This window comes from Ruegeria sp. AD6 (assembly GCF_056542325.1).
The window spans coordinates 46,076-64,834 of the sequence record NZ_JBQFZQ010000001.1 but is presented as its reverse complement, the minus strand read 5'-3'; the positions used below and the strand labels follow the sequence as shown (position 1 = coordinate 64,834).

Genomic DNA, 18,759 nt, shown 5'->3' with positions numbered 1-18,759 from the left:
CATTCGACCGACATGCCACATCTACACAAAACTGTGACTGGCTGAACTGAACCGATCTGTTTAGTCCCCGTGCCTGTAAAGCCGCCCGGACGACCCGGCGGTTGCATAACGGCCCGAGGAGAAACAGGACCAATGCTATCGATCACCCCGCTTTATGCGGCCCCCATCGCCATTCTGTATGTTGTGCTTAGCCTTCTCGTCGTCCGGTATCGCCGCTCGGGCCTGGTCTCGTTCGGGGATGGCGGGAAGGAAGAAGTGCTCAAGGCGATGCGCACGCAGGAGAACTGTCTGGAATACGCCCCCTTTACCCTGCTGCTGCTGGCAATGATTGAAATTCAAGGGGCCGAGGGCTGGCTGGTCCACGCATTTGGCGCAGCCCTTCTGGTCGGACGCCTGATGCACGCCTATGGTTTCGGCCGCACGCCTCAGATTCAGCCGCTGCGTATGTACGGGATGATCCTGACCTATATCGCCCTGTTGGGTACGGCGATCACCAGCTTCGTTCTGGCCATCTGACGGACCCCGGCGGCGCAAAAGAAAATTTCGATTGCGCCGCATTTTCCACTTGCAGCCCCGCGTGGGAATTTATACATCCCTCCTCACTCAACGGCGCGGGCGTAGCTCAGGGGTAGAGCATAACCTTGCCAAGGTTAGGGTCGGGCGTTCGAATCGCCTCGCCCGCTCCATTGAGAGGTCTTTGGACCGACACATATGTATCTGATGCGGGCGTAGCTCAGGGGTAGAGCATAACCTTGCCAAGGTTAGGGTCGGGCGTTCGAATCGCCTCGCCCGCTCCAGATACCAAAACCTTCAGAAAGCCTTGAATGTCATCGTGGTCAGCGACCGTTCGATGTTTGGGATGACCAGCAGGTTTTCATTGATGAAATGGCCCACGTCCTCGGTTTCCGGGATATAAAGCTTCAGCAGCAGGTCATATTCGCCGCTTGTCGAATAGAGTTCGGAGTGGATTTCGCGCAGCGCGATTTCCTCGGCCACACTGTAGGTGGTGCCGGGGTGGCAGCGAATCTGGATGAAAACGCAAGTGGACATGGCGTCGGTCCTTCAATTGACTTGCCGGCAGGCTGGCACGGGGCCGGGCCGGGTGCAATCCCCTGCAACAGTTTGCGGCGAATGCCACACATGGTCTGGATCAACCCGCCCCACCCCGTCTATAAGCTCCCTCGAAGCAAAAGGAATTCGCCCATGCGCAGCGCATCGATCAGCCGCAAGACCGCAGAGACCGAGATTTCGGTTCAGGTCAATCTGGACGGCACCGGCCAGTATGACAATCAGACCGGCGTTGGCTTTTTCGACCACATGCTGGACCAGCTGGCGCGCCACTCGCTGATCGACATGACCATCCGGGCCAAAGGCGATTATCACATCGATGATCACCACACGGTCGAGGATACCGGCATCGCGCTGGGACAGGCTTTGACGCAGGCGTTGGGCGACAAGAAGGGCATCCGTCGATATGGTGAGTGTCATTTGCCGATGGATGACGCGCAGGTACGCTGTGCGCTGGACCTGTCGGGGCGTCCGTTCCTGATCTGGAATGTGGATCTGCCAACGCCCAAGATCGGCAATTTCGACACCGAACTGGTGCGCGAGTTCTTTCAGGCGCTGGCCACCCATGGCGGTGTCACACTGCATATAGATCAGTTACACGGGTTCAACAGCCACCACATCGCCGAGGCGGCGTTCAAGGCCGTCGCGCGCGCATTGCGGCTGGCAGTTGAGACCGACCCGCGCAAGGCGGATGCGATTCCATCCACCAAGGGCGCTTTGTAGGCGGTCGTAAGGGGCGCTGCCCCTCTTGGCCTGCGGCCAATTCACCCCGCCGTATTTGGAACAAGAAGAAGAACAGGTCCGTATCATGCTGACTGCGATCATTGATTATGAGTCGGGCAATCTGCACTCGGCAGAGAAGGCGTTTCAGCGCATGGCGCGTGAGGTGGACGCGGGTGAGGTTGTCGTCACCTCGGACGCGGATGTCGTGGCGCGCGCGGATCGGCTGGTGCTGCCAGGCGACGGGGCCTTCCCGGCCTGCGCCGCCGAGCTACGCGGGCACAAGGGCATCTATGACGCGATGGTCGAGGCGGTCGAACAGAAGGGCCGCCCGTTTCTGGGCATCTGCGTGGGAATGCAATTGATGGCCTCGAAGGGGCACGAATACACAGAAACCGACGGGCTGGGCTGGGTTGGCGGCGATGTTGTGCGAATCGAGCCGTCAGATCGCGCGTTGAAAGTGCCGCATATGGGCTGGAACGACCTGGTTCTGGAAAGCGACCATCCGGTGTTCGATGGGGTGCGTTCAGGCGATCATGCCTATTTCGTTCACTCCTACCACTTCCGGGTCAGCGATCCGGCGCAGCGGCTGGCCCATGTGGACTATGGGCAAGAGGTCACGGCCGTGATCGGCCGCGACACAATGGTTGGGATGCAGTTCCATCCTGAGAAAAGTCAGGATGTGGGCCTGCGCATGATCGGGAATTTCCTGACCTGGACCCCCTGAGCAATTACTGAACGCGCGTCCAGGTCTGCCCGCGACAGACCAGACCACCAGCAACGCAGCCTTTGACGGTCAGTTGATTCTGGCTGTCCAGAGTCATCTTCGAGTTATAGGTCTTGTCGCGGTCTGGGGCCCAGATCTTGCCATTGTCATAGCTCCCGTCACCTTCAGGGACCATGTCCCAAATGATTTGCTTGCCCAGATTCTCGTATTCCAAGTTTTGATTGCCGCTGCCATCAAATGCACTGTCAATGGTTCCGCAGACGGCGCTGCCGCATTCCGAAATGGATACGTGCAGGTAACCGCCTTCATCACCTGCTTGGGTTTTCCAGATGCCATCGACCGGATCGGCAAAAGCACCGGTGGCCAGTGCTACAAAACCGGCGGCAAGAGTGAGTTTCTTCATAATCAACCTCCCTGATTTGCGGGCAGTCTGACCCGAGGCGTGCGTGTGGGCAAGAATGACCCAGCGTCGCGTTGCATCCCCTGCCCCGCCTGTGCGATATGCCGGGCGTGTAACACTGAGATAGGGCCGCCCGACATGATCCTCTACCCCGCCATCGACCTGAAAGACGGCAACGCCGTTCGCCTGCTGCGCGGAGAAATGGACAAAGCCACCGTGTTCAACGAAGACCCGGCAGCGCAGGCCCGCGCTTTTGTCGAGGCCGGGTGTGAATGGCTGCATCTGGTCGACCTGAACGGCGCGTTTGCGGGCGAGCCGGTCAATGCCGCCCCGGTCGAGGCGATTCTGAAGGCTTGCGATGTGCCCGCGCAGCTGGGCGGCGGCATCCGCGACATGGCAACCATCGAGACCTGGATCGACAAGGGACTGGCGCGCGTCATCCTGGGTACTGTCGCGGTTGAAAACCCTGATCTGGTGCGCGAAGCGTCCAAGGCTTTCCCGGGCAAGGTCGCCGTGGGCATCGATGCGCGCAACGGTATGGTTGCAACCAAAGGCTGGGCCGAGGAAACCGACGTGCAGGTCACTGACCTTGCCCGCAGCTTCGAGGACGCAGGCGTTGCTGCGATCATCTACACCGACATCAACCGCGATGGCGCGATGCAGGGCCCGAATATCGAGGCGACGGCGGCTCTGGCGCAGGCTGTGTCGATCCCGGTGATTGCCTCGGGTGGTGTCAGTTCACTGGACGACCTGATCGCCCTGCGCGACTGCGGCGTTGAGTTGAACGGCGCTATTTCGGGTCGCGCGCTTTATGATGGCGCGATTGACCTGGCCGAGGCCATTCGCGCCCTGTCTTAACCCCTACTGCGCGGCAGCCGAAGTCAGATTGTTCAGCGCACCACGCATCTTTTCGATCACGGGCGAGTTTTCGACATCATCAAGCTCGTCCATGATCTCTTTCGGGTCTTCATAGGCCAGCCAGACCTGCCCGTTTTCGTCCTCATAAGCCTGCACTTTCAGCGGCAGGAACAGACCAGCGCGCGGATCAATCTGCATCGCTGGCGTGCCCAGTGCGGGGTTGCCAAAGATCAGAAGCTGATTGGGCGGGATGGGTGTGCCAACCTTCTCGGCCCCTGCCGCGTGATCGATCCGGGCAAAGACGGTTGCGCCTGCATTGCCCACTGCAGCCTCAAGCGCGTCCAGCGCCTCGGCCACGGATTTGTCGGTTTCCACCTTGATGATATCGTCTGCCATTGCGGCGACTGCTCCTGCAAAAATGAATGTGGTCGTCAAAAAGAGGTTTCGCATCTCATTGATCTCCTGCTGAATTTGGGAACAGTTTTCACAGCTTTGAGAGGGGTGGCAATCACAAGTCTGGCATCGGCGGGGCTTTGCCGGTAGAGGTGCGCCAAGGAACGATGGTCTAGAGTCATCTAGAACCAACAGTTGCAAGAACAAAGGAACCACCTTTTGACAGAACGCTTTGGTTCAATCTTAGGCATCGCAAACAGAGCAAGTGCAGTCCGCGTAAGGAACATCTTGTCGCCATTGCTTTGGTTATGTGCAATTTCTCTTCCCGTTGGACTAGTTGGCTTTGTGCTAGGCAAAGATGGCTTCGAATGGGTTTTCATTACATTAATGTTCGTGCCTATTCTAATGTCTCTAGTCGCTTTCGGATACTTCGCCATTCGGGATCCGCAAAGGCTGCAATCGGAAGAGTACCTATTGAAGGAAGCAAAGCTCAAATTGATGTCAAAGTCGGGAGAAGTAACCGATCCAAACGAATTGGTTTCGGTAGATATAGACTCAGAAAATCTTATCGACGTCGAGGCAAACAAAAATGGCTGATTTTGTGTTTGTCGCTTTCGATAGCTCCAAAGTCGACATCGAAGAGTTGGCTAAAGAGCTCAATTCTACTCTGGACTTGGAAGACTGGTTCACCGTGTTTAATAACGGGCTCCTACTTGAGACCTCTTTGACCGCAAAAGAAATCTCGGCTGCCATTCAAAATCTCTACGGAAAGCTAAATATTATCTGTATTGAGTTTGATGCCTTGCAAGCAACGGGATTGCTCCCGATGGCAATTGCTAGAACAATCGCCTCGAAACGGTCCTGAATATGCTGAAAACCCGTATCATTCCCTGTCTGGATGTTGCCGATGGCCGCGTGGTCAAAGGTGTGAACTTTGTAGGCCTGCGCGATGCGGGCGACCCGGTGGAATCGGCCAAGGCCTATGACGCCGCCGGGGCGGATGAGATCTGTTTTCTGGACATCCACGCCACGCATGAGAACCGGGGCACCATGTTCGACGTGGTGCAGCGCACGGCAGAGCAGTGTTTCGTCCCCCTGACCGTGGGCGGCGGCGTGCGCACCAAAGATGACGTGCGGGCCCTGCTGCTGGCGGGGGCGGATAAGGTCAGCTTCAACTCAGCTGCGGTGGCAAACCCGGACGTGATCGCCGAGGCTGCGGATCAGTTCGGCAGCCAGTGCATCGTCTGCGCCATCGATGCCAAGACCGTCAGCCCCGGCAAGTGGGAGATTTTCACCCATGGCGGCCGAAAGCCCACCGGCATAGACGCGGTGGAATTTGCCAAGACCGTTGTGTCCAAGGGCGCTGGGGAAATCCTGCTGACCTCGATGGATCGTGATGGCACGAAGGCGGGGTTCAACCTGCCTTTGACTCGCGCGATCTCGGACGCGGTGGATGTTCCGGTGATCGCAAGCGGGGGCGTCGGCAATCTGGACCATCTGGTCGAGGGCGTGACCGAAGGCGGCGCAAGTGCCGTTCTGGCGGCATCCATCTTCCATTTCGGCGAATACACCATTCGCGAGGCCAAGGAACATATGGCCGCCGCTGGTATTCCGATGAGGCTGACATGAGCATTCTGCACGATCTGGCCGCCACCATTGAGGCACGCAAAACCGCCGACCCTGAATCGAGCTGGACCGCCAAGCTGCTCGCCAAAGGCCCCGAGAAATGCGCCGAGAAGTTCGGGGAAGAGGCCGTTGAAGCCATTATCGAAGCCGTCAAGAATGACAAGGCGGGGCTGACCTCTGAGGCGGCGGATGTGCTGTATCACCTGCTGGTCATGCTGGCGGCGCGGGACGTGGCACTAGACGATGTGCTGGCCGAACTGGCACGGCGCCAGGGCCTCAGCGGTATTGCCGAAAAGGCCGCGCGCCCCAAGGGGTAAGCTGCGGGGTTTCAGAACGACCGCCCCGGCCCTATGATCGGGCTGTGCGGTCTGTAACCCTGAGGGCATAAGAATGATCAGAGCTTTGGCCTTTGTTCTGGCCCTCGTGATACTGGGGGCCTGTGCCTCCCCGCCGCCGTCGACCGGCGACGAAGTCCAGCGTCTGGCCACCGAAATTCGCGAATTGGGCCCCGGCATCGATCCCGAAGAGGCCGACCGCGCCGCCCGGATCGCCTATGCCTATACCGCGCAACTGGTGCAGGAATACCAGATCACAGACCCGCCCCTGATCCACAATGCAAAGGTCAACAGGGGGCTGCGCCCGCGCGGGTTGTGCTGGCATTGGGCCGAGGATGTCGAACGACGTCTGAAGCAGGAACAGTTCCAGACACTGACCCTGCATCGCGCCATCGCCAATGCGGACAATCCGTTCCGAATCGACCACAGCACCGCCATCATCAGCCGCGCCGGAGACCCTATGGACCAAGGCATCGTGCTGGACCCGTGGCGCTATGGCGGCGTGCTGTACTGGTCCCCCCTGTCAAAGGACACAAGATACGATTGGGTGCCACGCAATGTGGTTCTGGAAAAGCGTCGCAAGGCGCAGGTGGCCCGGCTGAGGCCCTACCCGGCTGAATAAGCTAAAGCTTGGATGAGATGATGCCGGTGCTGAATCCACCCATGCGCAACTCGCCAAACAGGCGCTGATATTCGATCTTCGGGCAACGGTTCATCACCACCTCAACGCCGCGCGCCTGCGCTTTGGCAGCGGCCTCGGCGTGTTCGACGCCGATCTGCATCCAGACGGTCTGCAGATCGGGGAAGACCTCCAACGCCTCATCCACAATCGGCGGAACGGCTTCGGACCGTCGGAAGATATCCACCATATCGACGGGCTCGGAAATCTCGGCCATGCTGCCGCGCACTGTCTGACCAAACAGGTCCTTGCCCGCGTGGCCCGGATTGACAGGGATCACGGTATACCCCTTCAGCGACAGGTAGCGCGCCACGTAATAGCTGGGCCGCACAGGATTCATCGAAACGCCGACAACAGCAACACGTTTGGTGCACTGCAGGATACCTTTCAGATGATCATCGGAATAGTCAGGCATAGCGGCATCCTAAGCACAGACCGCAAAAAGAAAAAAGCGCCCAAGAAGCCTTGGGCGCCAGTTGTTGGAACGAGGGACAGTGAAATGACCCGCGGCAGTTCCGTTCCGCGGTCACTGTGACATTTAAGCATGATCCGGATGAAAAAAAGAGGGGGCCTTCTTTTTTGTGATGACTTTTCACAAAAAGAGGAAACCAACCTATTCCTCGTACAAAACCACCGGCCAGTTCTGTTCGGCCATCTGGATGTATTCCGACCTGTCCTGCTGCCAGATCTGCTCGATTTCCGGCGAATGCGTCAGGTACAGTCGGCCATCCACCACCTGCCACGCCATCGGGTCGGTGCTTTTCAACACACCCTTGGCCATCGCGTAGGAACAATACCCGCCAAATTGAGGCGCATAGGCGCGCGGATTGCTTTCAAAACGCTCGCGGTTTTCCTGTGACGCGAAATGCCATTCGGCCCCTTTCCACATCACGGCAATCGTCGGCTGACCCTGAATCGGAACGTCGCTGTCAAAATAAGACACGGGATCGTACCCCGCCATTGCGGCCCCTTCGGTCGCGAAATAGACAGGTTTATCCTGCGCCTGAACGGCAGGCGCCAAAGCCAAGGCAAATATTGCACCAAAGATGGAGCGACGACGAAGCATCACGGAACCCACAACTGAGAATCGAGAGTATCAAAGTGCAATTTTTTGACGCTTCGGGAACCCCTGTTGACGCGGTTGTGAACGCCTGTGCTGCCTGGGTTGCAGTTTAGTCGAAAATATCCTCGATCACGTCCCAGGCTTCGTCCAGCACCCGATACAGCACGCTTTTCTTCTTTTTCTTCTTGCGCGTCTTGGGCGGGGCAACATGGCTGATAGCGGTGCGTTCCTGCCTGGGCTTTGCCACTTTGCGCTTTGGCAGCTTCTTCAGGTCATGCAACGGCGCGCCGCAATTGGAACAGCTCAGCTCGTGCCGGTTCTTACCGGTCAGAACCAGCGCAGCCCGGGTCCCGCAGTAACAGCAGGTGGCGATTTTGGATGGTCCGGAAATGACGCTCTCCTGTTCAATGGTGACGTGAGACATATAAGGCGATTGCCGCCGCATTTGAGACGTTCAGGGATCCGAACCCGCCGGATGCGTCAATTTTCACCAGTTGATCAACCGTTTCCTTGGTCTTTTGCCGCAATCCCGGCCCTTCGGCACCCAGCACCAGGGCCACGGGCCGGTCGCGCTGATCGCCCAGGGCGGTTTCGATCGTCTCTTGCGCCTCACCGTCCAGCCCAAGCACCAGAAAGCCCATTTCCTGCAATTCGGTGATCGTGTCGGCCAGATTACGCACCCGAAGATAGGGCTGACGCTCCAACGCGCCGCTGGCCGTTTTCGCCAGCGCCCCGGTTTCAGGGGCCGAATGGTGCCGCGTTCCGATCACGGCGCTTGCGCCCAGAACCTCGGCCGAGCGCAGAATCGCCCCCACGTTATGCGGGTCGGTCACCCGGTCCAGCAGGATCACGCGCGGGTGTTCGCGCCCGATGCAGTTTTCAGCCAGACCGCCCCACTCCAGCGGCTTGACCTCAAGCGCCGCACCCTGATGGACCGAGCCTGCATCGATAGGTGCCGTGAACTTGCGCGGATCGACCATCTCGGCCTCGATCCCTGCAAATTCAATGGCTTCGGCCAGCTTGTCGCGGGCATTTCGGGTCACGATCAGGCGCAGTTTTTGGCGTTTGGGGTTCATTAAAGCGTCCCGCACGGCGTGCAGGCCGAACAACCAAACGGTCTCTGCAGCGGCGGCTTTTCGCGCCTGTTCCTTTTCGACGACCCACTTGGGTTTTTTCATTTTGGGGGCCTCCGGGCCGGGAATTCGGTTTCCTGCGTCAAAGCGGAATTTTCCTGTTGACGCTCCTTTGGTGCGCTAGTAATCACGCCTCCACGTCAGGTGCAACGCCTGACAGTGGGCGACAGGCCGCAAGGTGTGGCAGGGGACTGTAACTCCCTCGCGGAGACGCACGCCTGGTTCGATTCCAGGGTCGCCCACCACTTCTCCATATACATGAAATCAAGGCAATGGGCGGTTATCACTTGCGCCTGGCAGGCCTTTTCGCCTGCGGACCTCCGTTCGGACCCGCCACCCCAAAAACCACGCTTTTTATGCCACGAAGCTCTTTTGCCCCTCGAAACCGACCCGTCCGATAACAACAACGTTCTAGAACGTGCTCTTGTCGAATCAAGGTGTTTCATGTTCTGTCGCCCGCGATGGTTCCCGACCGCTTTCTGCGGACGGGATAAAAGGGAATACGGTGCGGCCCCATGGCCAATTCCGTGACTGCCCCCGCAACTGTAGGCGGCGAGCGACCCGAGATCGTCCACTGGGCATTTGCCTGGGAAGGATCGGGACAGCGTTGACCCGCAAGTCAGGAGACCTGCCATCCGAATTTGAATGAACCTGGGCGGGGTGTCCCAGAGGGAGATGACAATGTTTCAAACGGCCTGTGCCGTCCAAAACCTTGCACTCGCTTTGCCCTCGACCTCGCGAAGGAGGCGATGCTTTTGTCATTGCAAACAAATGAATTTCCACCCTGCAACCCGCATCGGGTGACCGTTGCCCCGGTGACCTGCAACACCCCTGTTTGCGCGCACGCCATTGGGGTAACCCGATGACGCGGCACATTACCCATGACGACTCGGGTGCACGAGGGCGCTGCCTAACCGAATTCAGCGTTGTGGCGCTGATTGCTGGCGCTTCGGCCGTGTCGGCTGTGTTGTGTCTTGCGATTTACGTGGTGCTGTGATGACGGCTGTCTTGCAACTCCGCGATCTGACGCTTGGATACCCTGATCTGACGCTGTTCCGTCGCCTGTCCATGGATATTGAAGCCGGCACAACTCTGGCCGTTCTGGGGGCCAATGGGTCGGGCAAAAGCACGTTTGTGAAGATGCTGCTGGGTCTGCTGGATCCGCTTTCGGGCAGCATGAACTGGCCCAATGGCCGCCCCGGCGCCATCGGCTATCTGGCGCAAATGACCGAGTTTGACCGCCGCTTTCCCATCCGCGTGCGCGATCTGGCCGCGATGGGGGCCTGGCGTGGGTTTGGCTTCCGATCCGGTCTGGACCGCGCCGCGCGCGACCGGATGACCGCAGCACTGGACGAGGCCGGGGTTCTGGACATCGCCGACCGTCCGCTTCACATGCTGTCGGGTGGCCAGCTTCAGCGCGCCCTGTTCGCGCGTGTCATCATGCAGGACGCCCCTTTGATCCTGCTGGACGAACCCTTTGCCGCCGTTGACCAAAGCACCGAGGCGCATCTGCTGACGATCATCCGCCGCTGGCGCGATGAGGGCCGCGCCGTTGTGCTGGTCGTGCATGACCTGTCATCGGTTCTGGACCATTGCAGCCATGCCCTGCTGTTGGGCGGGCAAGAAGCGACCCATGGTCCGGTGAATGACGTCCTGACGCCCGACCGGCTGGTCGCGCAGGGGTATCTGTCCGAGAGTCAGGCCTCGTGGATGTTCCGTGGAAACCCTTCAGCATCGGAGCATGCCCATGTTTGATCTGCTTACCGAAATGTGGAGCTTTGCCTTCATGCGCCGCGCCTTTGTGGCGACCACCGTTCTGTCGGCCTCGGTCGCGCCGGTGGGGGCATTCCTGGTCCTGCGCCGCCTGTCACTGGCGGGTGAAGCCATGGCCCACGCGATTACGCCCGGCATCGTCATCGGGTTCGTGACGGCGGGTCTATCGGTCATGTCGCTGTTGGTCGGCGGGCTGATTGCTGGGGTCGGGGTGGCCATCCTTACGGCCCTGCTGGCGCGCCGGACGATCCTGCGCAGCGATGCCAGCCTTGCCTCGCTGTACCTGATCGCCTTGGCCGTAGGGATATTCATTCTATCCGCAGCCGGGTCCGCCGTTCCGCTGAAAAGCTTCCTGTTCGGTTCGATCCTCGGAATTGACGATGCGTCGATGATGCTGGTGGGTGGGGTCGCGACGGTGACGCTGGTGGCCTTTGCTGTCCTGCTGCGCCCCTTGATTGTCAGCACCTGCGACCCGGTGTTTTTCGAAACCCAGACGCGCCGCCCCTGGCTGGTCGATCAGGGCTTTATGCTGCTGCTGGTTCTGAACCTGCTGGCCGCGTTCAAGACGCTGGGCACACTTATGGCTGTTGGTCTGATGATCCTGCCCGCAACCGCCGCGCGGTATTGGGCAAGTACCATCACGGCGCAGCTGGTTTTGGGTTTCCTTTTCGCCCTGTCCAGCTGCTGGATCGGTCTGACCCTGTCCTACCTGTTTCCCGACACGCCATCCGGCCCGGCCATCGTGCTGGTCGCGGGCGGGTTCTTCCTGTTTTCGGCCATCTTTGGGCCGCTTGGTTTTGGCGGACGGCTGCGCAAACCGTCCGTTTCGAAAGACATCCCCGTCGCGCAAGTTCCACAAGAAGAGAGAGCTCAATGACTCTTATGAAATCCCTCTATGCCGGTATTGCCACGGCATCCCTCGCTCTGGTTGCCCTGCCAGCCTATGCAGGTGAAGACCACGTCAAGGTCGTCGCCAGCTTCTCGATCCTCGGCGACATGGTCGAAGAGGTCGTGGGCGACCTGGCCGATGTGACCACAATCGTTGGCCCCGATGCGGACGCGCATGTGTATCAGCCGTCGGTTGCGGACGCCAAGGCCGTGGCGCAGGCGGACATCATCTTTGTCAACGGTCTGGGCTTTGAGACATGGTCCGACACGCTGATCGCGGAATCGGGCACCGAAGCCACCGTGCATGTCGCAACCGACGGCATCACGCCGGTCGAGGTCGACGGTGCAATTGACCCCCACGCCTGGAACTCGCTGTTGAACGGCGTGATCTACGTGACCAACGTGGCGGACGCGATGAAAGACGCCATGCCCGAGCATGCAGATGAAATCGCCGCCAATGCCGACGCGTATATCGCCAAGCTGGAGGCACTGGACGCCGAAACCAAAACCAAACTGGCGAACCTGCCCGCAGACCGCCGCACTGTCGTCACTGCCCATGACGCGTTCGGCTATCTGGCGGACGCCTATGGCATGACCTTCCTGGCGCCAGTCGGCATCGACACCGAAGCCGAGCCGTCCGCCAAGGAACTGGCCGTTCTGATCGACCAACTGAAAGCCGAAGGTGCGGCAGCCTTGTTTGTTGAAAACATCACCAGCCCGGCCTTGGTTCAGCAGATCTCGGACGAAACCGGTATTGAGATCGGTGGCCGTCTGTTTTCGGACGCCCTGTCCGAGCGTGGTGGCCCGGCCACAAGCTATCTGGCGATGTTCCAGCATAATCTGGGCACGCTGCTGACTGCGCTGGAAACCCAAGGCGCGAGCTGATGATACCCGGTCGAGGCGGTTTTCAAGCCGCCTCGTACCACCTCAGGCAGGTTGCAACCGGTTGCAGCCGCTTCGCAATAGTGCATAATCAAACCCAATGATTATCGCGACCCCACCCACACCCCAACCGCATGAACGGTACGCCCTGTGAGCGTGACTTTGAAAGATGTTGCGGCGCTTGCCGGGGTGTCCCGATCCGCCGTTTCGCGCACCTTTACCGAAGGGGCCTCGGTCTCGGCCAAAACGCGCAGCAAGGTTGAGAAAGCGGCGCGAGAATTGGGGTACAGCCCGAATGCGCTGGCCTCGTCGCTGACGACCGGGCGGACCAAGCTGATTGGCCTGATCTCGAATAACTTCCATAACCCGATATTTCTTGAGGTGTTCGACCAGTTCACCCGCGCCCTGCAGGAACGTGGGCTTCGGCCTTTGATCGTGAACCTGACGGATGAGACCGAGCCTGCCAATTCCGTGCGAATGCTGCGTCAGTATTCAGTTGATGCGGTCATTGTCGCGTCATCAACCCTGCCCCCCAGTTTTGCCAAGGCGTTCCACGATGCGGGCGTGCCGGTGGTGCATACCTTCGGACGGTCGGCGACCTCGCCCGAGGTGCATGTGGTCGGCATCGACAACGTCGAATGCGGGCGCATGGCGGCGCGCGAACTTGTTTCGCGCGGGTACAAGCGCGTCGGCTACCTCGGTGGGCCAAAAGATGCGACGTCGGCCATGGATCGGTATCGGGGGTTCATCGAGGAAACCGACCAGCATCCCGACCTCGACGTGTCGCATTCTTTCGCGGATAATTACTCGTTCGAGGCGGGGCGCGCGGAAATGCTGCGCCTGCTGCAAGGCAAACCCGCCGAAGGGTATTTCTGCGGCGACGACATCCTGTCTATCGGCGCGTTATCGGCGTTGAAGGATCACGGGCTGAAGCCGGGGCAGGACATCGGAATCATCGGCCTGAACGACATGGAAATGGCCCGGTGGGAAAGCGTCGATCTGACCACCATTCACCAACCGATCAAACAGATCATCACCTCATCCGTTGATCTGGTCGAGGAGATGCTGAAAGAGCCTCAGAGATACCCTGAGGCCCGGATTTTCCCCTGTCGGGTGATCGAGCGGGGCACGTTGCGGCGGCCCCGCCCTTGATCAGCGAAACATTGGCGGGCGGGCGTCTTTCCACGCACCCTGCTCTTTGCCGGACGCGACAGCGGCGTGGACTGCCGCGATAGACCGCACCCCATCCGCAGCGCCGGGCAAGCCGTCGCGCGTCTCGCCCCGGATCGCGTCAGCCAGATCGCAGTAGATATTGGCCACGGCCAGCGGAAAGCCTTCGGGGTGCGCAATCGCCACTCGAGACAGGCGTTGCACTTCATCGTGCAGCCCGCCCTCGCCCTTTTCGATGATCTGGGTGCGCCCACCGACGGGCGTGTAAATCAACTGGTTCGGCTGCTCGGACGCCCAGCGCAACCCACCGGTTTCGCCGAACACCTGAATGTCGAACCCGTGCTGCCGCCCGATGGCAACGGATGAAGTCCACAGCCGCCCGACCGTGCCGCCTTCCATCCGGAAATTCACCATCGCGTCGTCTTCCAGTTCCCGGCTGGAGATGGTCGAGGCCATATCGGCGGACAAGGACTTCACCTCGTCATCGCAGATGAAACTGGCCATATGCAGCGCGTGGATGCCACAATCCGCGAATTGGCCCGAGACACCCGCCATCGCCGGATCGTAGCGCCAGCGCACGCGCGGGTTGTCGGCATCCGTGGCATCGCCGTGGTGCCCATGGCTGAAATTGGTGACAACCAGACGGACCTTGCCAATATCACCCGCCCGTACCATGGCGCGGGCCTGACGAACCATCGGATAGGCCGAATAGCAATAGTTGACCGCGCAGATCTTGCCCGAGGCTTCTGCGACGCGAACGATCTCTTCGCCCTCTTCCACTGTCATGGTCATCGGCTTTTCGCACAGCACGTTGAACCCGGCTTCCAGAAACGCCTTGGCGATCTCGAAATGGGTCGAGTTTGGCGTGGCAATCGTCACCAGATCGACGCGATCGTCGCGGTCTTTCTCCCCTGCCAGCATCTCTTGCCAATTGCCATAGGCGCGGTCGGCAGCAATACCCAGCCGTTGCGCGTATTCACGGCCTACCTCGGGCCGATGATCCAGCGCGCCTGCGGCGAATTCGAACATCCCGTCCGCCTGCGCGCCCAACCGGTGGGCGGGCCCGATCTGGCTGCCTTCGCCACCACCGATCATGCCCCATTTCAGCTTTGCCATGGTCTTGGTCTCTCTATCGATTGTATCGTTAAGCGATCAGAAATCGCTGATGTTTTCCCACTGCCGCTGGTCCGATGAGGCCAGTGCCGCCGCCAGCACCCGGTTGACCTGATGCCCGTCGCGGAATGTGGGCCAGATCGCTTCGCCTGTGTGGATAGCCCGCAGGAAATCCTTGGCCTCGATGATGATCTGATCCTGATAGCCGGTGCCGTGGCCGGGTCCCTGACAGAAGGGTTCGTAATCCGGATGTGCCGGGCCGGTCAGGATTTTGGTGAATCCCCGCTGCGCCTCGGGCCCTTCGCGCCGATAAAGCCATAGGGCATTCTGATCTTCCTGATCAAAGCGGATCGCGCCTTTTGTTCCCGAAATCTCATAGGCATAGCCCATCTTCCGCCCCGTCGCGACGCGGCTGAAATAGAGGTTCCCCATCACGCCATTTTCAAACCTGCACATCATCTGCGCGTGATCGTCATTTGTGACCTCTCCGCCGGGGCGGGTGCGGTGCACGGTTTCCACATCGGCCATGACCTGCGCAATTGGTCCGATCAAAGCCATCGCGCCGTTCACCATATGCGGGGCCAGATCACCGATTGTTCCATTGGCCATCCCCGTCGTGCGCCATGTGGCGGGGGCTTGCGGGTCAGCATAGAAATCCTCGGTATGCTCGCCCCGAAACCAGGTAACATTGCCAATCTCGCCCTCGGCGATCAACTGGCGGGCGTACTGGCTGGCAGGCGTGCGGATATAGTTGAAACCGACCATATTTACGGTACCCGCAGCCTCGGCAGCGTTGACCATCGCCTGACTGTCCTCAAGCGACGCACCCAGCGGTTTTTCGCACAAAACCGGCTTGCCCAAAGCAAAAGCTGCCTCGGCGATCTGGCGATGGGTTTCCTGCGGGGACGCGATCACCACAGCCTCGACCTTTGGATCCTCGACCAAAGCGCGCCAGTCATGGGTCGCGCGCTGAAACCCATAGGCTTCCCGATACCGCTCGGCGCTTGCTGGCGTGGACGCGCAAATCACCTCAAGCCGAGGTCTGAGCGCCGTGTTGAACACCGCACCAACGGCGGACATGGCAACGGAATGCGCCTTGCCCATATAGCCGCCACCAACGATTCCAATTCCGATTTCAGGCATCTGTCACGGCTCCGAACATATCATTTGCAACCGGTTGCAAAATCAGTATCGTGTGAATCGATTCAACGCAAGGTCCAAACTTTGCCGACGCCCCTAAGCCGGAGGAATATGACGTGAGCGCTTTGATGGACGGTATCAAAGGGAACCGTTTTGCAGTTTTCGGGCGTGCTGGCATGGACCTGTTTGCCGATCCCATCAACGTCAAAAGCGAAGATGCCGAGACGTTCCACGCCGATCTTGGCGGATCCTCGGCCAATATCTGCGCGGGTCTGGTCAAGCTGGGCAGTCAGGCATCGCTGGTCACCTCGGTCTCGGATGACGCAATCGGGCGTTTTTGCCTGAACCGGCTGCGGCATTACGGGGTGGATACGTCCTATATTCGCGTTTTGGGCGGCGAATATCGCACTTCTCTGGCGTTGTATGAAAGCCGGACCGAGAACTTCCAGAACGTCATCTATCGCAATGGGGCCGTCGATTTTCAGGTGACCGAAGATGACGTGGACCGGGTCAACTATGGGGAATTCTCGGCTGTCCTGTCCGCCGGAACGGTATTCGCCTCGGAACCTTCCCGAAGCTCCACGTTCCGCGCTTTTGACAATGCACACAAAGCCGGGTTGCCGGTGATCTTCGATGTCGATTACCGGCCCTATAGCTGGCCCTCACCCGAGGTGGCCGCCGATGTCCTGTCCCGCGCCGGAGAGGCCAGCGACCTGATCGTCGGCAATGATGAAGAATTCGGTTTCATGGCCGGTGGCATCGAAAAAGGGTTCGACAAGGCCCGGGAACTGGCCTCGAAACCGGGCCGGGTTGTCATCTACAAGATGGGCGAAAAGGGTGCCGTGACCCTGACCGACGGGCAAGAGATTCAAACAGGCATCTTCCCGGTCGATGCGATCAAACCCGTTGGCGCGGGTGACAGTTTCATGGCCGGTCTTTTGGCCTCGATCGCTGCTGGCGCGTCGCTGGAACAGGCGGTCCTGCGCGGTTCAGCCTGTGCGTCCATCGTGGTTTCCAATCCCGGCTGCGCCCCCGCCATGCCCACAACCCCGGAACTGAATGCGTTCCTTGCCGATCATCCCGGCCCGACCACATAGGAGTTTCCCATGCATATCGCGCCCTATGACAACCAGAACAAACCCATTGTGGATGCCGACGATCCGACGGTGCCGCTGAACTATTTCAACATCGTCAAACTGCGCCGTGGCGAGGCGTTCGAATATCAGGTACCGGGGTATGAGACCTGCATCGTGCCCGCCACCGGCAGTGTGGATGTAGATGTCGAAGGGGCGCATTTCCCCAAGCTGGGCAACCGGGGCGAGGATGTCTGGGATGGCGAGCCCGAGGGCGTTTACGTTCCGGTCGGGGCCAAGGCACAACTGGTCTGTGTATCGGACGAGGCCGAGGTTTTCGTCGCGGGCGCGAAGTTCGACAAGGTGCTGGATCCGTTCGACGTGCGCGAACATGACCTTGTGCAATATGGCAGCGATGACACCAAAACCCATCGTAAAATCAAACACATCCTTGGCCAGAAACAACATGACAAGGTTGGTCGCCTGCTGGTGAGCGAGTTGTTCACGGTTGGTCAGGGCGGCTGGTCAGGTTTCCCCAGCCACAAGCACGACACCAACCGCCTGCCGGATGAATCGCGCCACGACGAGACCTATAATTTCCGCTTCAAACCCAACTGGGGCTCGGGCCTGCAAATGCTGCAGCGCGAGGACAACGAGCCGGGCGATGCCTACCACATCGTCGATGGCTCGACGATCTGCATCGACAAGGGTTATCACCCCTGCTGCGTGCTGCCGGGGTATGAGATGTATTACTTCACCATCCTCGGCGGTCTCAGCCAGCGGTCTCTGGTGCAGTATTTCCAACCAACACATGCCTATCAGATCGAAACGATTCCGGGCATCAAAGACATGATCGCGAAGTTCAAATGACCCTCGTCACTCTGAAAGACGTCCTGCAACCGGCCTACGAACAAGGCTATGCCGTGGGCGGGCTTGTGACCCTCGGCTGGGAAGACATGCGCGCCTATGTGGCCGCGGCCGAGGCCGAAAATGCCCCAGTGATCCTGCAAGCCGGACCCAGCTGCCGCGAGCACACCCCCCTGCCTATTCTGGGTAAGATGTTCCGGCATCTGGCCGAGAACGCTTCGGTGCCGGTAGTGGCCCACCTGGATCACGGCTATACGTTTGAGGAGTGCAAGATCGCACTGGACAGCGGCTTTACCTCGCTGATGTTCGACGGATCGCGCAAGCCCCTGCAGCAGAACATCGACGAGACTGCCGCAATTGCCGAGATGGCCCACGCGGCAGGCATTTCCTGCGAGGGCGAGATCGGGTTCGTGGGTTATTCCGGCGGCGAAGGCTCGAACGGGACCGACCCGACCGAGGCTGCGCAGTTCGCCCGCGACAGCGGCGTGGACGCGATGGCGATCTCGGTCGGCAATGTCCATTTACAGCAAAACAAGGAAGGCGGGCTCGACGAAGACCGCATCCGCCAGATCGACGCCATGACCGAGGTTCCACTGGTCATCCATGGTGGTTCAGGCGTGCCGGTCGAACAACGCGCGCGCCTCGCCCGCGAGACCGCAATTTGCAAGTTCAACATCGGAACCGAACTGCGCATGGCCTTTGGTCAGGCCCTGCGCGAGGCCGTGAATGCAGACCCCGACAGGTTCGACCGCGTGACCATCCTGAAGGAAACGCATGACCCCGTCGAGGCTGCTGCTCGCATGGTGATCCGCGCTTTTGGTGCGCCGTCGCAGCGATAGAAGCAAAAAGGC

General features: G+C 59.7%; 26 protein-coding genes, 3 tRNA genes and 1 riboswitch. Of the genes, 20 read left to right on the top strand and 9 right to left on the bottom strand.

Features of this window, described 5'->3' with window-relative positions; genetic code table 11:
- Positions 1-132 precede the first annotated feature (132 nt).
- The 3 genes from ACR0KJ_RS00360 to ACR0KJ_RS00350 all read left to right on the top strand — a co-directional run bounded on the left by ACR0KJ_RS00360 (position 133) and on the right by ACR0KJ_RS00350 (position 797).
- Positions 133-516: an MAPEG family protein gene (locus ACR0KJ_RS00360; protein WP_480625703.1), complete on the top strand. Its 384-nt coding sequence runs from the start codon at positions 133-135 to the stop codon at positions 514-516.
- 95 nt (positions 517-611) lie between these two features.
- Positions 612-686 (top strand) — tRNA-Gly (locus ACR0KJ_RS00355).
- 36 nt (positions 687-722) lie between these two features.
- Positions 723-797, top strand: a tRNA-Gly gene (locus ACR0KJ_RS00350).
- Positions 798-810: 13 nt separating this feature from the next.
- Here the strand turns inward: ACR0KJ_RS00350 and ACR0KJ_RS00345 are convergent.
- Entirely contained in the window at positions 811-1,050 is a 240-nt protein-coding gene (locus ACR0KJ_RS00345; RefSeq protein ID WP_170633603.1) for an Lrp/AsnC family transcriptional regulator, read from the bottom strand.
- A 153-nt stretch (positions 1,051-1,203) separates the two neighbouring features.
- Between ACR0KJ_RS00345 and hisB the strand changes: the two genes are divergently transcribed.
- Together hisB and hisH are read left to right on the top strand one after the other, a co-directional pair.
- Entirely contained in the window at positions 1,204-1,791 is a 588-nt protein-coding gene (gene hisB, locus ACR0KJ_RS00340; RefSeq protein ID WP_480625702.1) for an imidazoleglycerol-phosphate dehydratase HisB, read from the top strand.
- Between the two features lie 85 nt (positions 1,792-1,876).
- Positions 1,877-2,515 (top strand): imidazole glycerol phosphate synthase subunit HisH, encoded by a 639-nt coding sequence (hisH, locus tag ACR0KJ_RS00335; protein ID WP_480625701.1) that lies wholly within the window; start codon positions 1,877-1,879, stop codon positions 2,513-2,515.
- 4 nt (positions 2,516-2,519) lie between these two features.
- Here hisH and ACR0KJ_RS00330 read toward each other — a convergent pair whose 3' ends face one another.
- Positions 2,520-2,918, bottom strand: a complete 399-nt coding sequence (locus tag ACR0KJ_RS00330; RefSeq protein WP_170452135.1) for a DUF2147 domain-containing protein — start codon at positions 2,916-2,918, stop codon at positions 2,520-2,522.
- A 135-nt stretch (positions 2,919-3,053) separates the two neighbouring features.
- Between ACR0KJ_RS00330 and hisA the strand changes: the two genes are divergently transcribed.
- Complete coding sequence (gene hisA / locus ACR0KJ_RS00325) at positions 3,054-3,773, top strand: 1-(5-phosphoribosyl)-5-[(5-phosphoribosylamino)methylideneamino]imidazole-4-carboxamide isomerase (protein WP_480625700.1); 720 nt, start codon at positions 3,054-3,056, stop codon at positions 3,771-3,773.
- Positions 3,774-3,776: 3 nt separating this feature from the next.
- Here the strand turns inward: hisA and ACR0KJ_RS00320 are convergent, their stop codons facing one another.
- Positions 3,777-4,169: a DUF302 domain-containing protein gene (locus tag ACR0KJ_RS00320; protein WP_480625699.1), complete on the bottom strand. Its 393-nt coding sequence runs from the start codon at positions 4,167-4,169 to the stop codon at positions 3,777-3,779.
- A gap of 216 nt (positions 4,170-4,385) precedes the next feature.
- On the opposite strand from ACR0KJ_RS00320, the gene ACR0KJ_RS00315 reads away from it, so the two are divergent.
- The 5 genes from ACR0KJ_RS00315 (at position 4,386) to ACR0KJ_RS00295 (ending at position 6,749) form a co-directional block, all read left to right on the top strand.
- On the top strand, positions 4,386-4,763 hold the full coding sequence (locus tag ACR0KJ_RS00315; RefSeq protein WP_480625698.1) for a hypothetical protein: 378 nt from the start codon (positions 4,386-4,388) through the stop codon (positions 4,761-4,763).
- Positions 4,756-5,031, top strand: coding sequence for a hypothetical protein (locus tag ACR0KJ_RS00310; RefSeq protein WP_480625697.1), 276 nt, complete (start codon positions 4,756-4,758; stop codon positions 5,029-5,031). The genes ACR0KJ_RS00315 and ACR0KJ_RS00310 overlap by 8 nt, the downstream gene beginning before the upstream one ends.
- Positions 5,032-5,033: 2 nt before the next feature.
- Positions 5,034-5,795: an imidazole glycerol phosphate synthase subunit HisF gene (gene hisF, locus ACR0KJ_RS00305; protein ID WP_480625696.1), complete on the top strand. Its 762-nt coding sequence runs from the start codon at positions 5,034-5,036 to the stop codon at positions 5,793-5,795.
- Positions 5,792-6,109: a phosphoribosyl-ATP diphosphatase gene (locus tag ACR0KJ_RS00300; protein ID WP_170523310.1), complete on the top strand. Its 318-nt coding sequence runs from the start codon at positions 5,792-5,794 to the stop codon at positions 6,107-6,109. The genes hisF and ACR0KJ_RS00300 overlap by 4 nt, the downstream gene beginning before the upstream one ends.
- Before the next feature lie 73 nt (positions 6,110-6,182).
- Complete coding sequence (locus ACR0KJ_RS00295; RefSeq protein ID WP_480625695.1) at positions 6,183-6,749, top strand: hypothetical protein; 567 nt, start codon at positions 6,183-6,185, stop codon at positions 6,747-6,749.
- Between the two features lies 1 nt (position 6,750).
- On the opposite strand, the gene ACR0KJ_RS00290 is transcribed toward ACR0KJ_RS00295, so the two are convergent.
- The 4 genes from ACR0KJ_RS00290 to rlmB all read right to left on the bottom strand — a co-directional run bounded on the left by ACR0KJ_RS00290 (position 6,751) and on the right by rlmB (position 9,047).
- The gene (locus ACR0KJ_RS00290) at positions 6,751-7,221 is read right to left on the bottom strand and encodes a CoA-binding protein (protein WP_480625694.1); all 471 of its coding nucleotides are present in this window, start codon (positions 7,219-7,221) and stop codon (positions 6,751-6,753) included.
- Between the two features lie 198 nt (positions 7,222-7,419).
- On the bottom strand, positions 7,420-7,872 hold the full coding sequence (locus tag ACR0KJ_RS00285; RefSeq protein WP_170452148.1) for a YHS domain-containing (seleno)protein: 453 nt from the start codon (positions 7,870-7,872) through the stop codon (positions 7,420-7,422).
- Between the two features lie 106 nt (positions 7,873-7,978).
- Positions 7,979-8,293, bottom strand: a complete 315-nt coding sequence (locus ACR0KJ_RS00280) for a hypothetical protein (protein ID WP_480625693.1) — start codon at positions 8,291-8,293, stop codon at positions 7,979-7,981.
- Positions 8,274-9,047, bottom strand: a complete 774-nt coding sequence (gene rlmB / locus ACR0KJ_RS00275; RefSeq protein ID WP_480625692.1) for a 23S rRNA (guanosine(2251)-2'-O)-methyltransferase RlmB — start codon at positions 9,045-9,047, stop codon at positions 8,274-8,276. The genes ACR0KJ_RS00280 and rlmB overlap by 20 nt, the downstream gene beginning before the upstream one ends.
- 116 nt (positions 9,048-9,163) lie before the next feature.
- Here rlmB and ACR0KJ_RS00270 point away from each other — a divergent pair.
- The 6 genes from ACR0KJ_RS00270 to ACR0KJ_RS00245 all read left to right on the top strand — a co-directional run bounded on the left by ACR0KJ_RS00270 (position 9,164) and on the right by ACR0KJ_RS00245 (position 13,697).
- Positions 9,164-9,247, top strand: a tRNA-Tyr gene (locus tag ACR0KJ_RS00270).
- 200 nt (positions 9,248-9,447) lie between these two features.
- Positions 9,448-9,652, top strand: a riboswitch (cobalamin riboswitch).
- A gap of 212 nt (positions 9,653-9,864) precedes the next feature.
- Complete coding sequence (locus ACR0KJ_RS00265; RefSeq protein WP_480582332.1) at positions 9,865-9,999, top strand: hypothetical protein; 135 nt, start codon at positions 9,865-9,867, stop codon at positions 9,997-9,999.
- Entirely contained in the window at positions 9,999-10,757 is a 759-nt protein-coding gene (locus ACR0KJ_RS00260; protein WP_480582334.1) for a metal ABC transporter ATP-binding protein, read from the top strand. Before ACR0KJ_RS00265 ends, ACR0KJ_RS00260 begins: the two co-directional genes overlap by 1 nt.
- Complete coding sequence (locus ACR0KJ_RS00255) at positions 10,750-11,652, top strand: metal ABC transporter permease (protein WP_480582337.1); 903 nt, start codon at positions 10,750-10,752, stop codon at positions 11,650-11,652. The genes ACR0KJ_RS00260 and ACR0KJ_RS00255 overlap by 8 nt, the downstream gene beginning before the upstream one ends.
- A complete protein-coding gene (locus ACR0KJ_RS00250; protein ID WP_170523220.1) occupies positions 11,649-12,548 on the top strand; it encodes a metal ABC transporter solute-binding protein, Zn/Mn family in 900 nt (299 codons plus the stop codon). The genes ACR0KJ_RS00255 and ACR0KJ_RS00250 overlap by 4 nt, the downstream gene beginning before the upstream one ends.
- A gap of 147 nt (positions 12,549-12,695) precedes the next feature.
- Complete coding sequence (locus ACR0KJ_RS00245) at positions 12,696-13,697, top strand: LacI family DNA-binding transcriptional regulator (protein ID WP_170452201.1); 1,002 nt, start codon at positions 12,696-12,698, stop codon at positions 13,695-13,697.
- On the opposite strand, the gene ACR0KJ_RS00240 is transcribed toward ACR0KJ_RS00245, so the two are convergent.
- Together ACR0KJ_RS00240 and ACR0KJ_RS00235 are read right to left on the bottom strand one after the other, a co-directional pair.
- Positions 13,698-14,831 (bottom strand): Gfo/Idh/MocA family protein, encoded by a 1,134-nt coding sequence (locus tag ACR0KJ_RS00240; protein ID WP_170633669.1) that lies wholly within the window; start codon positions 14,829-14,831, stop codon positions 13,698-13,700. It lies immediately after the preceding gene.
- 36 nt (positions 14,832-14,867) lie between these two features.
- Positions 14,868-15,971, bottom strand: coding sequence for a Gfo/Idh/MocA family protein (locus tag ACR0KJ_RS00235; RefSeq protein ID WP_170452205.1), 1,104 nt, complete (start codon positions 15,969-15,971; stop codon positions 14,868-14,870).
- 125 nt (positions 15,972-16,096) lie between these two features.
- Between ACR0KJ_RS00235 and iolC the strand changes: the two genes are divergently transcribed.
- From iolC to ACR0KJ_RS00220, 3 genes are read left to right on the top strand one after another with little or no spacing between them, the layout of a single operon-like run.
- Positions 16,097-17,065: a 5-dehydro-2-deoxygluconokinase gene (iolC, locus tag ACR0KJ_RS00230; protein WP_480626261.1), complete on the top strand. Its 969-nt coding sequence runs from the start codon at positions 16,097-16,099 to the stop codon at positions 17,063-17,065.
- A gap of 9 nt (positions 17,066-17,074) precedes the next feature.
- The gene (locus ACR0KJ_RS00225) at positions 17,075-17,911 is read left to right on the top strand and encodes a 5-deoxy-glucuronate isomerase (RefSeq protein ID WP_170452207.1); all 837 of its coding nucleotides are present in this window, start codon (positions 17,075-17,077) and stop codon (positions 17,909-17,911) included.
- Positions 17,908-18,747: a class II fructose-bisphosphate aldolase gene (locus tag ACR0KJ_RS00220; protein ID WP_480625691.1), complete on the top strand. Its 840-nt coding sequence runs from the start codon at positions 17,908-17,910 to the stop codon at positions 18,745-18,747. Before ACR0KJ_RS00225 ends, ACR0KJ_RS00220 begins: the two co-directional genes overlap by 4 nt.
- Positions 18,748-18,759 lie beyond the last annotated feature (12 nt).

Coding starts and splice junctions, on each gene's coding strand:
- ACR0KJ_RS00360 (WP_480625703.1), top strand. CDS start 133: ATGCTATCGATCACCCCGCTTTATGCGGCCCCCATCGCCATTCTGTAT.
- ACR0KJ_RS00345 (WP_170633603.1), bottom strand. CDS start 1,050: ATGTCCACTTGCGTTTTCATCCAGATTCGCTGCCACCCCGGCACCACC.
- hisB (WP_480625702.1), top strand. CDS start 1,204: ATGCGCAGCGCATCGATCAGCCGCAAGACCGCAGAGACCGAGATTTCG.
- hisH (WP_480625701.1), top strand. CDS start 1,877: ATGCTGACTGCGATCATTGATTATGAGTCGGGCAATCTGCACTCGGCA.
- ACR0KJ_RS00330 (WP_170452135.1), bottom strand. CDS start 2,918: ATGAAGAAACTCACTCTTGCCGCCGGTTTTGTAGCACTGGCCACCGGT.
- hisA (WP_480625700.1), top strand. CDS start 3,054: ATGATCCTCTACCCCGCCATCGACCTGAAAGACGGCAACGCCGTTCGC.
- ACR0KJ_RS00320 (WP_480625699.1), bottom strand. CDS start 4,169: ATGGCAGACGATATCATCAAGGTGGAAACCGACAAATCCGTGGCCGAG.
- ACR0KJ_RS00310 (WP_480625697.1), top strand. CDS start 4,756: ATGGCTGATTTTGTGTTTGTCGCTTTCGATAGCTCCAAAGTCGACATC.
- hisF (WP_480625696.1), top strand. CDS start 5,034: ATGCTGAAAACCCGTATCATTCCCTGTCTGGATGTTGCCGATGGCCGC.
- ACR0KJ_RS00300 (WP_170523310.1), top strand. CDS start 5,792: ATGAGCATTCTGCACGATCTGGCCGCCACCATTGAGGCACGCAAAACC.
- ACR0KJ_RS00295 (WP_480625695.1), top strand. CDS start 6,183: ATGATCAGAGCTTTGGCCTTTGTTCTGGCCCTCGTGATACTGGGGGCC.
- ACR0KJ_RS00290 (WP_480625694.1), bottom strand. CDS start 7,221: ATGCCTGACTATTCCGATGATCATCTGAAAGGTATCCTGCAGTGCACC.
- ACR0KJ_RS00285 (WP_170452148.1), bottom strand. CDS start 7,872: ATGCTTCGTCGTCGCTCCATCTTTGGTGCAATATTTGCCTTGGCTTTG.
- ACR0KJ_RS00280 (WP_480625693.1), bottom strand. CDS start 8,293: ATGTCTCACGTCACCATTGAACAGGAGAGCGTCATTTCCGGACCATCC.
- rlmB (WP_480625692.1), bottom strand. CDS start 9,047: ATGAAAAAACCCAAGTGGGTCGTCGAAAAGGAACAGGCGCGAAAAGCC.
- ACR0KJ_RS00265 (WP_480582332.1), top strand. CDS start 9,865: ATGACGCGGCACATTACCCATGACGACTCGGGTGCACGAGGGCGCTGC.
- ACR0KJ_RS00260 (WP_480582334.1), top strand. CDS start 9,999: ATGACGGCTGTCTTGCAACTCCGCGATCTGACGCTTGGATACCCTGAT.
- ACR0KJ_RS00255 (WP_480582337.1), top strand. CDS start 10,750: ATGTTTGATCTGCTTACCGAAATGTGGAGCTTTGCCTTCATGCGCCGC.
- ACR0KJ_RS00250 (WP_170523220.1), top strand. CDS start 11,649: ATGACTCTTATGAAATCCCTCTATGCCGGTATTGCCACGGCATCCCTC.
- ACR0KJ_RS00240 (WP_170633669.1), bottom strand. CDS start 14,831: ATGGCAAAGCTGAAATGGGGCATGATCGGTGGTGGCGAAGGCAGCCAG.
- ACR0KJ_RS00235 (WP_170452205.1), bottom strand. CDS start 15,971: ATGCCTGAAATCGGAATTGGAATCGTTGGTGGCGGCTATATGGGCAAG.
- iolC (WP_480626261.1), top strand. CDS start 16,097: ATGGACGGTATCAAAGGGAACCGTTTTGCAGTTTTCGGGCGTGCTGGC.
- ACR0KJ_RS00225 (WP_170452207.1), top strand. CDS start 17,075: ATGCATATCGCGCCCTATGACAACCAGAACAAACCCATTGTGGATGCC.
- ACR0KJ_RS00220 (WP_480625691.1), top strand. CDS start 17,908: ATGACCCTCGTCACTCTGAAAGACGTCCTGCAACCGGCCTACGAACAA.